Below are 15,886 nucleotides of genomic sequence, written 5' to 3'. Positions count from 1 at the left end.
GCTGCAACCGCCCGGCATCATTGTATTGATGGGAATTCTTGGGGAGTGGTTATCTTGATTTTTTCGCCAATGGGGATGACCTCGCGTGTTCTGCTGGCCGCTCTGACCCTTTTGTTGATGCTGCCTGTCGAGGCGGCGCAATTGGTCCGGATCGGCGCGGCACATTTTCCACCTTATACCGTTCGTCCCGAGAATGGTGCCGACACTGGGCTGCTGCCGCAACTGGTGGAGGCGTTGAATCGATCGCAGGCCGATTACCAGTTCGTCCTGGTGCCCACATCGATCCCACGCCGTTTCAATGACTTCAAGCAAGGCCGGGTCGACATGGCCATTTTCGAGAATCCGGACTGGGGCTGGCAGGATGTGCCCCATACGCTGGTGGACATGGGCCTGGAAGATGCGGAGATCTTCGTAACGCAGAAACTGCCGGATCGCCAGCAGAGCTATTTCGAAGACCTTCGAGGCAAGCGGCTGGCATTGTTCAGCGGCTATCACTACGCCTTTGCGCAGTTCAACTCAGACCCCAAATTCCTCATCGGCCAGTTCAACGCCACGTTGACCTATTCCCATGACAGCAATCTGCAAATGATGTTGCGCGGGCGTGCGGACATCGCGTTGGTGACCCGTTCGTACCTCAGCGATTATCTGTTGCGCAGTCCCCAGCTCGCTTCCCAGTTGCTGGTCTCCGAGCGTATCGACCAGGTTTATCACCATTACGCGCTGATCCGACCGCAGGCGCCCATTTCTGCCGAGGCGTTTGGTCGATTGCTGCAGAAATTGCGGGAGGGCGGCCAGCTCCTGGCGATTTTCAAGCCCTACCAAATCGAGCTGGTGCCGACCCACGCCCACTGAATGCGTGACTAAATTTCCCCTTCCGGCTCACGTCACCCGTTGACTACCGACGAATACGCGAGCCCCTTCGATGTCTCACTTCAATCCTGCGACGACGCTTCCCTTGCCTGGTGGCCGTAGTCTCGGCGCCGATGAAACAGAACGCCACCTCAGCCTGATGCTCGAGGACACGCCGCTGGTCCGGTTGCGCCTGGAGCGCGGTCCCCAGTTACATGTGCATTTGCAGGAACCCAATGATCGGCCTGTAGGTCCGGCGCTCTGGGCGGCTTGCTATTGGTTGTTTGCCAGGGATCCGGGGTGCCAGCAACTGGTCTGGCACCTCGATGAACGTCCAGGCGAGGCACTGCTCAGCGGCTTGCTGGTGGGCACCTCGCAGCCCAACGAATACCTGTGCGAGCGCACGCTGTTCTGGCAATTGCCGCAGCCCTGGCTGGGCGAATCGTTCAGCGGCAGTTATCCGCAGCAGATGATCATCACCGATGGCAAGCGCCATCCTCGCCGACCCGTCAAGCCACGAGGCGAGGTGTATCGGCGTTTCGACGCACGTCTGGGGGCGTGGGTGTCCTTGCGAACCCTGGAAATCGAGCATGACCTGACGCGCTTCAACCGCTGGCAGAACAGCCCGCGAGTGGCCAGTTTCTGGCAGGAAGAGGGCAGCCTGGAGCAGCATCGCCAATACCTGACCAAACTGCAGCACGACCCTCGGGTCCTGACACTGATCGGCTGTTTCGATGAGCAGCCATTTGCCTATTTCGAAGCCTATTGGGCCAAGGAAGATCGAATCGCGCCGTTCTATGAAGCGAGCGACTACGACCGCGGTATCCATATGCTGGTCGGCGAGGAGCAGCACCGCGGCCCGCACAAGGTGGCGAGCTGGCTGTCGGCGCTGGTCCATTACCTGTTTCTCGATGACCCGCGCACTCAACGAGTGGTGGCCGAGCCTCGCGCCGATAACGCGCGGATGATCGGGCATTTGCATAACCAGTGCTTTCATTGCGAGAAAGAATTCGATTTCCCGCACAAGCGAGCGGCGCTGATGATCCTGGGACGCGAGCGGTTTTTTGAGCGGTGTCCGTTGGTGTAGGCCTTGAAGCCTCATCGCGAGCTTGCTCGCGATGAGGCTGAACAGCTACCGATGATCAGCGTCGGGCGAAGGTGTCCGCACGAACCCCTGAGACCTTGCGGCAATGCACCAGGGCGTCGCGGATCATGAAGTTGACCAAGGTCGGCGAGACCCCCAGTTCCTTGGCGATGTCCTTCTGCGGCACGCCGTGCAAGCGGTACATCTCGAAGGCGTAGCGGGTACGGCTGGGCAACTCGGTCAGCGCCTCGGCAATGTGCTCCAGCGTGGAAAAATTAATGTGCGAGGTCTCCGGCGAAGCACCCTGGATCACCACGTTCAATCCTTCCTCCTCCGGCCCCGAGTATTTCTGTTCAAGCGCCTGCTTGCGGTAATGATCGATCGCCAGGTTGCGCACGATCTGGAACAGGTAGCTGAGCTGGGCCTTGAAAGATGAGGTGATCTGTGGCGCCGATTGCAATCGGAAAAACGCATCCTGGACGACGTCTTCGGCGCGGGATCGGCAACCGGTGATACGCGCGGCGATCTTGACCAGGATTGTTCGGTTATCGACGAATGCTTGAAGTAGCGGTGAGTCGCACCTGCTTGTGGATACTTGTTCCGTCATGGAATTCACCTTGCTGCAAATAGTTAGCAGGACGACGGGTCCATCGGACCTGTCCTACACATCGACGGCCAAATTAGGCTTAATGATAATTATTGTCAATTGAGAAGAAGAATTATTGATGAGCGGAAGTCCAGCTTGAACGCTGCGACCCTTTGTCGCTCTGCGCAACGGTCAAGCGGTCTGTTGCGAAGGGTCGGCGACTAATTATTTGCCGGCGCTATCCGTTCCCATGGGTGACAACTTGCAAGCCGAATTCAGGCAGGAACCCCCCATGACCGACGCGTTCGAACTTCCCAGCACCCTGGCTCATGCCCTCCAGCGCCGCGCCGCGTTGACGCCGGACCGGGTGGCCTTGCGCTTCCTCGCCGACACCCCGCAGCAGAGCGTGGTGCTGAGTTATCGCGACCTGGATCTGCGCGCCCGGACCATCGCCGCCGCCTTGCAGGCCGAGTGCGACGCCGGTGATCGAGCGGTGCTGCTGTTTCCCAGCGGTCCGGATTACGTCGCGGCGTTCTTTGGTTGCCTGTACGCCGGTGTGATCGCCGTGCCGGCCTATCCGCCGGAGTCCACGCGTCGCCATCACCAGGCGCGGCTGCTGTCGATCATCGCTGACGCCGAACCACGTTTATTGCTGACCAGCGCTGACTTGCGTGACACCTTGCAGGCCATCGAATCGGCACCGCCGGTGTTGTGCGTCGACGCCCTCGACCCGGCCCGCGCCGGAGAATGGTTGGCGCCGGACCTGCAAGACGATGACATCGCGTTCCTGCAATACACTTCCGGCTCCACCGCGTTGCCCAAGGGTGTGCAAGTCAGCCATGGCAACCTGGTAGCCAATGAATTATTGATTCGTCATGGCTTCGGCATTGATGTGAATCCCGACGACGTCATCGTCAGTTGGTTGCCGCTGTATCACGACATGGGCCTTATCGGCGGTTTGCTGCAGCCGATCTTCAGTGGCGTGCCCTGCGTGCTGATGTCACCGGCTTATTTCCTCGCTCGACCGTTGCGCTGGCTCGAAGCGATCAGCGAGTACGGCGGCACCATCAGCGGCGGCCCGGACTTCGCCTATCGGCTGTGCAGCGAACGCGTTAGCGAATCAGCCTTGAGCCGCCTCGACCTGAGCGGTTGGCGCGTGGCCTATTCCGGCTCCGAACCGATCCGCCTCGACAGCCTGGAGCGCTTCGCCGAAAAGTTCGCCCCGTGCGGCTTTACCCCCGACAGCTTCATGGCGTCCTACGGGCTGGCCGAAGCGACCTTGTTCGTCGCCGGTACGCCGCGGAGTCGAGGCATTCCTGCGATGCGGATGGACGACGCGGCATTGGCGCAAAACCGCGCCGAACCGGGGCAGGGCAACGCGGTGATGAGTTGTGGCGTGAGCCAGCCGGGTCATGCGGTGCTGATCGTCGAGCCCTCCACGTTGCAGCCGCTGGCCGACAGTCGGGTCGGCGAAGTCTGGGCCGCCGGGCCGAGCATCGCCCACGGTTACTGGCGCAATCCCGAGGCCAGCGCCAGGACCTTTGTCCAGCATGACGGTCGCACGTGGCTGCGTACCGGCGACTTGGGTTTTGTACGTGACGGCGAGCTGTTTATCACCGGCCGCCTGAAGGACATGCTGATCGTGCGTGGCCATAACCTTTATCCACAGGACATCGAGCAAACCATCGAGCGCGAAGTGGAGGTGGTGCGCAAAGGACGGGTCGCCGCTTTTGCAGTCGACGACAACGGCGAAGAAGGCATTGGTATCGCAGCGGAAATCAGCCGCGGCGTGCAGAAAATTCTCCCGCCCGAAGCCCTGATCAAAGCGATTCGCCAGGCCGTGGCCGACAGCTGCCAACAAGCACCCAGCGTCGTGGTGCTGCTCAACCCGGGCGCGTTGCCGAAGACCTCCAGCGGGAAACTGCAGCGTTCGGCGTGTCGCGCCCGGTTGGCGGATGGCAGCCTCGACAGCTATGCGCTGTTCCCCTCGACCGAAGGGCAAACGGTCGATGAGCCTGCGTCTTCGTCCGAGCTCCAGGCCTTGATCGGCCAGCTCTGGTGCGAGCAATTGCAGGTCGACCAGGTGAGCGGCGACGACCATTTCTTCCTGTTGGGCGGCAATTCCATTGTCGCTACCCAAGTCATCGCTCGGCTGCGCGAAACCCTGGGCCTGGAACTCAGCCTGCGCATGCTTTTCGAAGCCCCGACCCTGGATGCTTTCGCCGCAGCAGTGGCAAACCTGCAACAGGACGGCGGCCTGGCTCAAGGCCTGATCAAGCCCTTGTCCCGCGCCGAAGCGCTGCCACAATCCCTGGCCCAAAACCGCTTGTGGCTGACCTGGCAGTTGGACCCTTCGAGCTGCGCCTACAACATTCCCGGCGCCGTGCACTTGCGCGGTGAGCTTGACGAGGACGCATTGCGCGCCAGCTTCCAGCAACTGGTCGAACGCCACGAGTCCCTGCGCACGCGGTTTCTGGAACGTGACGGGGTAGCCTTGCAACAGATCGACCCGGCCGGTGAGTTCAACCTTCAGGTGATCGACCTCAGCGACGTGCCCGCCGACCAGCGCGAAGCCCGTGCGCTGCAGATCCGTGAAGAGCAAGCGGCGACCCGATTCGATTTGGAAAAGGGACCGCTGCTCAAGGTCACTTTGTTGCGCCTGGATGAAGACGAGCATCAGTTGTTGGTGACGCTGCACCACATCATCGCCGACGGCTGGTCGATGAACCTGTTGATCGATGAATTCTCGCGGCTGTACGCCGCAGCGTCCCAGGGGCAGGTGGCGGAACTGGCGCCGTTGCCGTTGCAATACGCCGACTACGGCAGTTGGCAGCGGCAATGGCTCGCCCAAGGCGAAGCCGAACGCCAATTGGAATACTGGAAACAGCAGTTGGGTGATGAGCATCCGCCCCTGGCGCTGAGCACCGATCATCCGCGCAATGCCCAGCAGCGTCGCAGCGCCGCGCGCCACAGCGTGCGTCTGGACAAGGGCCTCGGCGAGGCCCTGCGCCAGGTCGCCCAGGCTCATGACGCGACGCTGTTCATGCTGTTGCTGGCGGGTTTGCAAGCATTATTGCAGCGCTACACCGGCCAATCCGACATCCGCATCGGCGTGCCCAACGCCAATCGCCCGCGCCTGGAAATCCAAGGACTGATCGGCTTCTTCATCAACACCCAGGTGCTGCGCGCGCAAACCGATGCGCGCCAGCCGTTCGCCGCGCTGCTGGCCGAGGCCCGGGAGGCCACGCTGGGTGCCCAGGCTCATCAGGACCTGCCTTTCGAACAACTGCTCGAAGCGTTCCCCCAGGCCCGCGAGCAAGGCCTGTTCCAAGTGATGTTCAATCACCAGCAGCGGGACCTGGGTGCGTTGCGGCGTCTGCCCGGACTGCTGGCCGACGAGTTGCCGTGGTACAGCCGCGAAGCCAAATTCGACCTGCAATTGCACAGCGAAGAAGACCGCAACGGTCGGCTGATGCTGTCGTTCGATTACGCGGACGAACTGTTCGAAGCGGCGACCATCGCGCGCTTGGCCGAGCATTTCTGCAACCTGTTGCGATCCGTCTGCAGCGACCCGCAGCAGGCCATCGGTGATGTGCCGTTGTTGAGTGCCGAGGAACTCGCCCAGCAACGGCGTTGGGAAGCTGCGCCCTGTGGACCCGCCGCGCAGTGGCTGCCGGAACTGCTGAATGAACAAGCCCGCCGCACCCCGCAACGCACCGCGCTGCAGTGGGACGGTGGTTCGCTGGACTACGCCGAGCTGCACGCCCAGGCCAATCGGCTGGCACATTACCTGCGCGACAAAGGCGTCGGCCCCGACGTGTGCGTGGCGATCGCCGCCGAGCGTTCGGCGCCATTGCTCATCGGCGTGCTGGCGATCATCAAGGCCGGCGGCTCTTACGTGCCGCTGGATATCGATTACCCGAGCGAACGCCTGGCCTACATGCTCCAGGACAGCGGCGTCGATTTGCTGCTGACCCAGACCGCATTGCTCGAACGCTTGCCGGCCTGCGAGGGCGTCAGCGTCATCGCCATGGACGCCCTGCACTTGGAGCAATGGCCGAGCAATCCACCGGGCCTGCACTTGCACGGCGATCACTTGGCCTACGTGATTTATACCTCCGGCTCGACCGGTCAACCCAAAGGCGTCGGCAATACCCACGCCGCCCTGGCTGAGCGCTTGCAATGGATGCAAGCCGCCTATGGGTTGGATGAAAGCGACGTGCTGATGCAAAAGGCGCCGATCAGTTTCGACGTGTCGGTGTGGGAGTGCTTCTGGCCGCTGGTCACCGGCAGCCAATTGGTACTGGCCGGGCCAGGCGAACACCGCGATCCGCACCGCATTGCGCAGTTGGTCGAGCGGTTTGGCGTGACCACGTTGCATTTCGTGCCGCCGCTGCTCAGCCTGTTCGTCGACGAACCGTTGAGCGCCCGCTGCACGAGCCTGCGGCGGATTTTTTCCGGCGGTGAACCCCTGCCGGCCGAGTTGCGCAACCGGGTGTTGGCGCAACTGCCGTCGACGCAGTTGCACAACCGCTACGGCCCGACTGAAACCGCCATCAACGTCACCCATTGGCACTGCACCGAAGCCGATGGCGAGCGCTCGCCGATTGGCCGGCCGTTAGCCAATGTGCTGTGCCGGGTGCTCGACGCTGAGCTCAATCCCGTGCCGATTGGTGTGCCGGGCGAGCTGTGCATCGGTGGCCTGGGCCTGGCCCGGGGTTACCTGGGACGTCCGGGCCTGACGGCCGAGCGTTTCATCGTCGATCCGCAAGGGCCGGCGGGCGCGCGGTTGTACCGTACCGGTGACCGGGCGCGGTGGGGCGCCGATGGCGTAATCGAATACCTTGGCCGTCTCGACCAGCAGGTCAAGCTGCGCGGTTTTCGGGTCGAGCCACAGGAAATCGAGGCCCGACTGCTGGCCCAGCTTGGCGTCGCCCAAGCGGCGGTGCTGGTGCGGGACACGGCGGCCGGCCCGCAGTTGATCGGCTACTACACGACCGACGCGGCCCATGAAGACGAAAGCGCCCAGGCCACGCGCCTGAAGACCGCCCTGGCCGCCGAGCTTCCGGAGTACATGGTGCCTGCGCAACTGCTGCGCCTGGACGCCATGCCGTTGAGCCCAAGCGGTAAGCTCGACCGCCGCGCCTTGCCCGAGCCGCAATGGCAGGTGCGCGAGCACGTCGAGCCGACCAGCGCACTCCAACAGCAGATCGCCGGCATCTGGCGCGATGTGCTGGGGCTTGCGCGCATTGGCCTGCGGGACGATTTTTTTGCCCTGGGCGGTCATTCGTTGCTGGCGACCCAGATCATTTCCCGCACCCGTCAGGCTTGCGACGTCGAGCTGCCATTGCGGGCATTGTTCGAGGCCAGTGAGCTGGGGGCTTTCGCCGAACAGGTGCGCTTGATCCAGGCCAGCGGCCAGACCAACCGCCAGCCGCCCATCGAGAAAGTCGATCGCAGCCAACCGGTGCCGCTGTCGTACTCCCAGCAGCGCATGTGGTTCCTCTGGCAGATGGAGCCGGACAGCCCGGCCTACAACGTCGGCGGCATGGCGCGGTTGCGCGGGGTGCTGGACGTCGGGCGTTTCGAAGCAGCCTTGCAAGCCTTGCTCCTGCGCCACGAAACCCTGCGCACCACGTTCCCGAGCATCGACGGCGTGGCCCGCCAGCAGGTGCGCAGCGAAACAGGCCTGCGCATGGACTGGAAGGACTTCTCGATGCTCGACGCCGATACTCGCCAGCAGCGCGTGCAACAACTGGCGGGCAGCGAGGCCCACGAGCCCTTCGACCTGGAAACCGGGCCGCTGCTGCGGGCCTGCCTGGTCAAGACCGCCGAGCATGAGCATTACTTTGTGCTGACGCTGCACCACATCGTCACCGAAGGTTGGGCGATGGACATCTTTGCCAGAGAGCTGAGCGCGCTGTACGAAGCCTTCGTCGATGACCGCGAATCGCCGCTGGAGCCTTTGCCGGTGCAGTACTTGGACTACAGCGTCTGGCAGCGCCAATGGCTGGAGTCCGGCGAGCGCCAGCGACAGCTGGATTACTGGACCGCGCAATTGGGCCGCGAACATCCGCTGCTGGAACTGCCGGCGGACCGCCCGCGTCCACCGGTGCAAAGCCATCGTGGCGAGTTGTTCCGCTTTGACCTCAGCGATGAGCTGGCCGCGCGCGTACGTGCCTTCAATGCCGAACGTGGCTTGACCCTGTTCATGACCATGACCGCTGCCCTGGCCGTGTTGCTCTATCGCTACAGCGGCCAGACCGACCTGCGTATTGGCGCGCCGGTGGCCAACCGCATTCGTCCGGAAAGCGAAGGGCTGATTGGCGCATTCCTCAACACCCAAGTGTTGCGCTGCCAGCTCGACGGGCAGATGTCGGTGGGCGAATTGTTCGAGCAAGTTCGCCACACCGTGATCGAAGGGCAGTCCCACCAGGACTTGCCGTTCGACCATCTGGTGGAAGCCTTGCAACCGCCGCGCAGTGCGGCGTACAACCCGCTGTTCCAAGTGATGTGCAACGTGCAGCGCTGGGAATTCCAGCAGAGTCGCACGTTGGCTGGCATGAGCGTTGACTACTTGGTCAACGACGCCCGCGCGACCAAGTTCGACCTGAACCTGGAAGTCACCGACCTCGACCATCGGCTGGGTTGCTGCCTGACTTACAGCACTGACCTGTTCGACGAACCGCGCATTGCGCGCATGGCCGGGCACTGGCGCAATCTGTTGGAAGCGTTGCTGGTCGATCCGTCCCGGCGACTGAGTGAACTGCCGCTGCTGGACGCGAGCGAGCAACGGCAGCTCTTCGACAGCCTTGGCGAGGAGGCGGGTGAACATCGCCTGGATCAATGCATCCATCCGCTGTTCACTGAGCAGGCCCAGGCGCGCCCCGAGGCGCCGGCCCTGACCTTCGCCGGCCAGACCCTGACCTACGCCGAACTCGAAGGCCGGGCCAATCGCCTGGCCTGGATGTTGCGCGAACGTGGCGTCGGGCCGCAGGTGCGGGTGGGCCTGGCGCTGGAGCGCTCGCTGGAAATGGTCGTCGGCCTATTGGCGATTCTCAAGGCGGGCGGCGCCTACGTGCCGCTGGATCCGGAATATCCGCTGGACCGCTTGCACTACATGATCGAAGACAGCGGCGTCGGCCTGTTGCTCAGCGACCGGGCCATGTTCGAGGTCCTTGGTCCATTGCCGGAGGGCGTGCAGCGCTGGTGCCTGGAAGACGATTCGGCGGCCCTGGCGCAATACGCGGATCATGCGCCGGCGCTGATCAACCTGCCGCAACATCAGGCCTATTTGATCTATACCTCCGGTTCCACCGGCAAGCCCAAGGGCGTGGTGGTCTCCCACGGTGAAATCGCCATGCATTGCCGAGCGGTGATCCAGCGCTTCGGCATGTGCCCGGACGATTGCGAACTGCATTTCTATTCCATCAACTTCGATGCCGCCACCGAGCGCCTGCTGGTGCCGTTGCTCAGTGGCGCCCATGTGGTGCTGCGCGCCCAGGGCCAGTGGGACGCCCAGGAGATCTGTGGGTTGATTCGCCAGCACCGCATCAACATCCTCGGCTTCACGCCCAGCTACGGCAGCCAGTTGGCGCAATGGCTGGCGAGCCAGGGGCAGACGTTGCCGGTGCGCATGTGCATCACCGGTGGCGAGGCCCTGACCGGCGAGCACCTGCAACGCATCCGCGCCGCCTTCAATCCGAGCCTGTTTTTTAACGCCTATGGGCCGACCGAAACCGTGGTAATGCCGCTGGCGAGCCTGGCCCCGGAACGGCTGGAGGAGGGCGCGGGCAGCGTGCCGATTGGCAGGGTGATTGGCGCTCGGGTGGCCTACATTCTCGACGCCGACCTGGCGCTGGTGCCGCAAGGCGCCACGGGCGAGTTGTATGTCGGTGGCGCCGGCCTGGCCCAGGGTTATCACCAGCGCCCGGGCATGACCGCCGAGCGTTTTGTCGCCGACCCGTTTACCGCCGATGGCGGACGGCTGTACCGCACCGGCGACCTGGTACGCCAGTGCGCCGACGGCCAGGTCGAATACCTGGGCCGAATCGACCACCAAGTGAAAATCCGCGGTTTCCGCATCGAGCTGGGGGAAATCGAAAACCGTCTGCTGGAACACGACGCCGTGCGCGAGGCCGTGGTGTTGGCCCTCGATCTGCCGGGTGGCAAGCAACTGGCCGGTTACCTGGCCACCGACATCGCCGAACAGGACTCGGTGCAACAAGCGGCCTTGCGCGAAACCCTGAAACATCACCTCAAGGCGCAACTGCCCGAGTACATGGTGCCTACCCACCTGATCCTGCTGGCGAGCATGCCGCTGACCGCCAACGGCAAACTCGATCGGCGCGCCCTGCCGATGCCGGATCCGGAACTCAACCGCCAACACTACGTGGCGCCGAGCAACGCCTTGGAGCAGTCGCTGGCGACGATCTGGTGCGACGTGCTCAACGTGAAACAGGTCGGCCTCAACGACAACTTCTTCGAGCTGGGGGGCGATTCGATCCTCTCGATCCAGGTCGTCAGTCGAGCCCGGCAGCAAGGCATCCACTTCACGCCACGCGATCTGTTCCAGCACCAGACCGTGCAGGCCTTGGCCGCCGTAGCCAGCCGCAGCGAGCAGGTGAGCGCCGAGCAAGGCTTGTTGAGCGGTGAATCGGGCCTGACGCCGATCCAGCATTGGTTCTTCGACAGCGCGATACCCAACCGTCACCACTGGAACCAGGCGCTGCTGCTGGAGCCGGCAATCCACCTGGAAGCGCATTATCTGGAGCAGGCGTTGCGTGCTGTTTTCGAGCAGCATGATGCCTTGCGCCTGGGCTTTGACAACACGACCGGGGATTGGCGTGCCGAGCATCAGCCGTTGTTCGAGGGCGCGTTGTTACAGCACTTGGTCGTGGATTCGCCGCAAGCCTGCGAAGGGATATTTGCCCAGGCGCAACGCAGCTTTGACCTGGCCAGAGGACCGCTGCTGCGCGCCGTGCTGGCGGACATGCCCGACGGTCGGCAACGGTTGCTGATCGCCATCCATCATTTGGTGGTGGACGGTGTGTCATGGCGGGTATTGATGGACGATCTGCAAACCGCCTACCGCGAAGTCGTGGACGGGCAAGCGCCGCAGTTACCGGCCAAGACCAGCCCGTTTCGAGATTGGTCGGCGCGCTTGCAGGCCTACGCTGGCAGCGAATCCTTGCGTGAGGAGTTGGGCTGGTGGCAAAGCCAACTGAGTGGCCCGGACGTGGCGCTGCCTTGCACGCGTGCCGATGGTGGACAACAGGAGCGTCACGCGCAAACCGTCAGCGTGCGCCTGGACGCGGAGCGCACCCGCCAGCTGTTGCAACAGGCGCCGAGCGCCTACCGCACCCAGGTCAACGACTTGCTGCTCACGGCGCTGGCTCGTGTGCTGTGTCGCCGCACCGGTCATGCATCGGCGCTGATCCAGCTTGAAGGCCACGGCCGCGAAGCACTGTTCGATGACATCGACCTGACGCGCACCGTGGGCTGGTTCACCAGCGTCTATCCGCTGCGGCTGAGCCCTGGGGGGGACGATCTCGGCACCTCGGTCAAAACCATCAAGGAACAACTGCGCGCCGTGCCCCACAAAGGCCTCGGTTATGGCGTGCTGCGTTACCTGGCCGACACGACCACCCGTGAAGCCATGGCCGCCTTGCCGCAAGCGGCGATCACCTTCAACTACCTCGGCCAGCTTGATCATGCCCTCGGCCAGGAGGCGTTGTTCCGGCCCCTCGACGCACCACTGGGGCCGATTCACGACCCTGACGCGCCACTGCCCAACGAACTGAGCGTCGACGGCCAGGTCAGCGGCGGTGAATTGGTGCTGCGCTGGACCTTCAGCGCCGAGCGCCATGACCGCCAAGCCATCGCCGCGCTGGCCGATGCCTACCTCGACGAGTTACAGCGCCTGATCGAGCATTGCCTCACGGACGAGGCGGGCGGCCTGACGCCGTCGGATTTCCCACTGGCGAAACTGACCCAGGCCCAGCTCGACAACCTGCCGGTGCCGGCCGCGCAGATCGAAGACGTTTATCCGCTGACGCCGATGCAGGAAGGCATGTTGCTGCACACGTTGCTGGAGCCGGGCACGGGCCTGTATTACATGCAGGACCGTTACCGCATCAACAGCGAACTGGACCCACAGCGTTTCGCCCAGGCCTGGCAGGCGGTCATCGCCCGCCACGAAGCCTTGCGTGCTTCGTTCTGCTGGAACGTCGGCGAAGACATGCTGCAAGTCATCCACAAGCCCGGCCGCACGCCGGTGGACTGTCTCGATTGGACGCAGGTCCCCGAGAATGAGCAGGAACCCAAGCTCCAGGCGTTGCTCAAGCAGGAGCGCGAGGCCGGTTTCGATCTGCTGAACGAGGCACCGTTCCACCTGCGATTGATCCGGGTCGGCGCGGCGCGCTACTGGTTCATGATGAGCAATCACCACATCCTCATCGATGCCTGGTGCCGTTCGCTGCTGATGGACGATTTCTTCGAGATCTACACCGCCCTCGGTGAGCATCGTGAGCCCCTGCTGGCCGTGCCGCCGCGCTATCGCGACTACATCGGCTGGTTGCAACGCCAGAGCCTGGCCGAAGCCCGGCAGTGGTGGCAGCGCAACCTGCAAGGCTTTGAACGGACCACGCCGATCCCCGGCGACCGGCCGTTCCTGCGCGAGCACGCCGGTGATAGCGGCGGCATGGTGGTCGGCGACTGCTACACGCGGCTCGACGCCCGGGATGGCGCGCGATTGCGCGAGCTGGCCCAGGCCCATCAGTTGACTGTGAACACCTTCGCCCAGGCGGCGTGGGCCCTGGTGCTGCGCCGGGTCAGTGGTGATCGCGACGTATTGTTCGGCGTGACCGTGGCCGGGCGCCCGGTGGAGATGCCGCAGATGCAGCGCACGGTGGGGCTGTTCATCAACAGCGTGGCCTTGCGGGTGCAGATCCCGGGCGACGACCAGCGCTGCAGCGTGCGCCAGTGGCTCAACGGGTTGCTGGACAGCAACATGCAATTGCGTGAGTACGAATACCTGCCGCTGGTGAGCATCCAGGAAGCCAGTGAACTGCCCAAGGGCCAGCCGCTGTTCGACAGCCTCTTCGTGTTCGAAAACGCGCCGGTGGAAGTCTCGGTGCTGGACCGCGCCCAAAGTCTCAATGCTACGTCGGACTCGGGCCGCACCCACACCAATTTCCCGCTGACGGCGGTCTGCTATCCGGGCGATGACCTGGGGCTGCACCTGTCCTACGACCAACGTTATTTCGACGAGTCCACCGTCCTTGGTCTGCTCGGCGAGTTCAAGCGATTGCTGCTGGCGTTGATCGACGGTTTCCACGGTGACATGGCCGAGCTGCCGCTGATCGGCGCCCAGGAGCGGGACTTTCTGGTCGAAGGCTGCAACCAGAGCGAGCGCGACTATCCGTTGGAGCGCAGTTACGTCGAGCTGTTCGAGGCCCAGGTGGCGGCTCATCCGCAACGCGTCGCCGCCAGTTGCCTGGAGGAACGCTGCACCTACGCCGAGCTGAATGAACGCAGCAACCGCCTCGGCCATGCGCTGATCGCCGCCGGCGTCGGTCTCGATCAGCCCGTGGCGCTGCTGGCCGAACGGAACCCGGATCTGTTGGGCATGATCATCGGCAGTTTCAAGGCCGGCGGCGGTTACCTGCCCCTGGACCCGGGCCTGCCGAGCCAGCGCTTGAGCCGCATCATCGAACTGAGCCGCACGCCGCTGCTGGTTTGCACCCGCGCCTGTGAGGAGCAGGCGCTGGCGTTGCTGGATGAGTTCGCCTGTGCCGGCCGGCCGAAGCTGCTGGTCTGGGAGAACGTCCAGGCCAGCGATGTGTCGCTGGACAATCCCGGCGTCCACAGCGGACCGGACAACCTGGCTTACGTGATCTACACCTCGGGTTCCACGGGGTTGCCCAAAGGCGTCATGGTGCAACAGCGCGGCATGCTCAATAACCAGCTCAGCAAAGTGCCGTACCTGGCGCTGGACGAGACGGACGTGATTGCCCAGACGGCGTCCCAGAGTTTCGACATTTCGGTGTGGCAGTTCCTCGCCGCGCCGTTGTTCGGCGCTCGGGTGGACATCGTGCCCAACGCCGTCGCCCATGACCCACAAGGGCTGCTGGACCATGTGCAACGCCAGGACATCACGGTGCTGGAAAGCGTGCCGTCACTGATCCAAGGCATGCTCACCCACGACCGCATCGGCCTCGATGGTCTGCGCTGGATGCTGCCGACCGGCGAGGCGATGCCTCCAGAGCTTGCTCACCAATGGCTGTTGCGTTACCCGGATATCGGCCTGGTGAATGCCTACGGTCCGGCTGAATGTTCCGATGACGTCGCGTTCTTCCGCGTCGACATGGCCTCGACCCGTGGCACTTACCTGCCCATCGGCACACCCACCGACAACAACCGTTTGTACCTGCTCGACGGCGCGCTGGAACTGGTGCCACTGGGCGCGGTGGGCGAGTTGTGTGTTGCCGGGACCGGGGTCGGGCGTGGCTATGTCAGCGATCCGTTGCGCACCGCGCCGGTGTTCGTGCCCAACCCGTTCGGCGCACCCGGGGAGCGCCTGTACCGCACCGGCGACCTGGCGCGACGTCGCAGCGACGGCGTGCTGGAATACGTGGGACGCATCGATCACCAGGTGAAGATTCGTGGCTACCGCATCGAACTTGGGGAAATCGAAGCGCGGCTGCACGAGCAACCGGAAATCCGCGACGGCGCGGTGGGCGTGCAGGAGGGCACCCACGGCAAGCATCTGGTGGGCTACCTGGTTGCCGCCGACTCGACGCTGAACCCGACTGAACGCCTGGAGCGCATCAAACAACGGCTGCGCGCTGAGCTGCCGGAATACATGGTCCCGCTGCACTGGTTATGGCTCGACCGGCTGCCCCTCAACGCTAACGGTAAGCTGGATCGCAAGGCCTTGCCGGCCCTGGAGATTGGCCAGTTGCAAAGCCAGGATTATCAAGCCCCTCGCAGCGATCTGGAGCAGACCCTGGCGGACATCTGGGCCGAGGTGCTGAAGGTCGAGCGGGTGGGGATACGCGATAACTTCTTCGAGCTGGGCGGGCATTCGTTGCTGGCGACGCAAATTGCCTCGCGTGTGCAAAAAGCCCTGCAACGCAACGTGCCGCTCCGGGCCATGTTCGAGTGCAGCACGGTGCAGGAACTGGCCGAATACATCGAAGGGCTGGCGGCCAGCGAAATCACCGAGGAGAAAGCGGATCGGTTGAATGATTTGATGGCAGAGTTGGAAGGATTGTAGTTTTGCGGCGTCTATAAGGACCCCATCGCGAGCTGGCTGCACAAGCAGGGCAACCCCGTGGTTGACGCCTCGCTTGTCGCAGCTCAGT

General features: G+C 63.6%; 4 protein-coding genes. 3 read left to right on the top strand and 1 reads right to left on the bottom strand.

The window, feature by feature from the left end:
• Nucleotides 1–75 precede the first annotated feature (75 nt).
• On the top strand, nt 76–852 hold the full coding sequence (locus HU742_RS17385; protein ID WP_186643331.1) for a substrate-binding periplasmic protein: 777 nt from the start codon (nt 76–78) through the stop codon (nt 850–852).
• A 70-nt stretch (nt 853–922) separates the two neighbouring features.
• Complete coding sequence (locus HU742_RS17380; RefSeq protein ID WP_186643129.1) at nt 923–1,936, top strand: GNAT family N-acetyltransferase; 1,014 nt, start codon at nt 923–925, stop codon at nt 1,934–1,936.
• A 55-nt stretch (nt 1,937–1,991) separates the two neighbouring features.
• Here the strand turns inward: HU742_RS17380 and HU742_RS17375 are convergent, their stop codons facing one another.
• Nucleotides 1,992–2,540, bottom strand: coding sequence for an RNA polymerase factor sigma-70 (locus HU742_RS17375; protein ID WP_186636745.1), 549 nt, complete (start codon nt 2,538–2,540; stop codon nt 1,992–1,994).
• A 271-nt stretch (nt 2,541–2,811) separates the two neighbouring features.
• Here HU742_RS17375 and HU742_RS17370 point away from each other — a divergent pair, with 271 nt between their 5' ends.
• Nucleotides 2,812–15,798 carry a non-ribosomal peptide synthetase gene (locus HU742_RS17370; protein WP_186643130.1) on the top strand — a complete coding sequence of 4,329 codons (12,987 nt, stop codon included), beginning with the start codon at nt 2,812–2,814 and terminating at the stop codon, nt 15,796–15,798.
• Nucleotides 15,799–15,886: the final 88 nt, after the last annotated feature.

The organism is Pseudomonas marvdashtae (genome assembly GCF_014268655.2).
In the GTDB taxonomy this organism is placed as follows: Bacteria; Pseudomonadota; Gammaproteobacteria; order Pseudomonadales; family Pseudomonadaceae; genus Aquipseudomonas; species Aquipseudomonas marvdashtae.
This window is presented reverse-complemented; position numbering and strand designations above follow the sequence as displayed.

Bases quoted from the DNA above. Each gene is read 5' to 3' on its own strand.
- HU742_RS17375 (WP_186636745.1), bottom strand. From the start codon at position 2,540: ATGACGGAACAAGTATCCACAAGCAGGTGCGACTCACCGCTACTTCAA.
- HU742_RS17385 (WP_186643331.1), top strand. From the start codon at position 76: ATGACCTCGCGTGTTCTGCTGGCCGCTCTGACCCTTTTGTTGATGCTG.
- HU742_RS17370 (WP_186643130.1), top strand. From the start codon at position 2,812: ATGACCGACGCGTTCGAACTTCCCAGCACCCTGGCTCATGCCCTCCAG.
- HU742_RS17380 (WP_186643129.1), top strand. From the start codon at position 923: ATGTCTCACTTCAATCCTGCGACGACGCTTCCCTTGCCTGGTGGCCGT.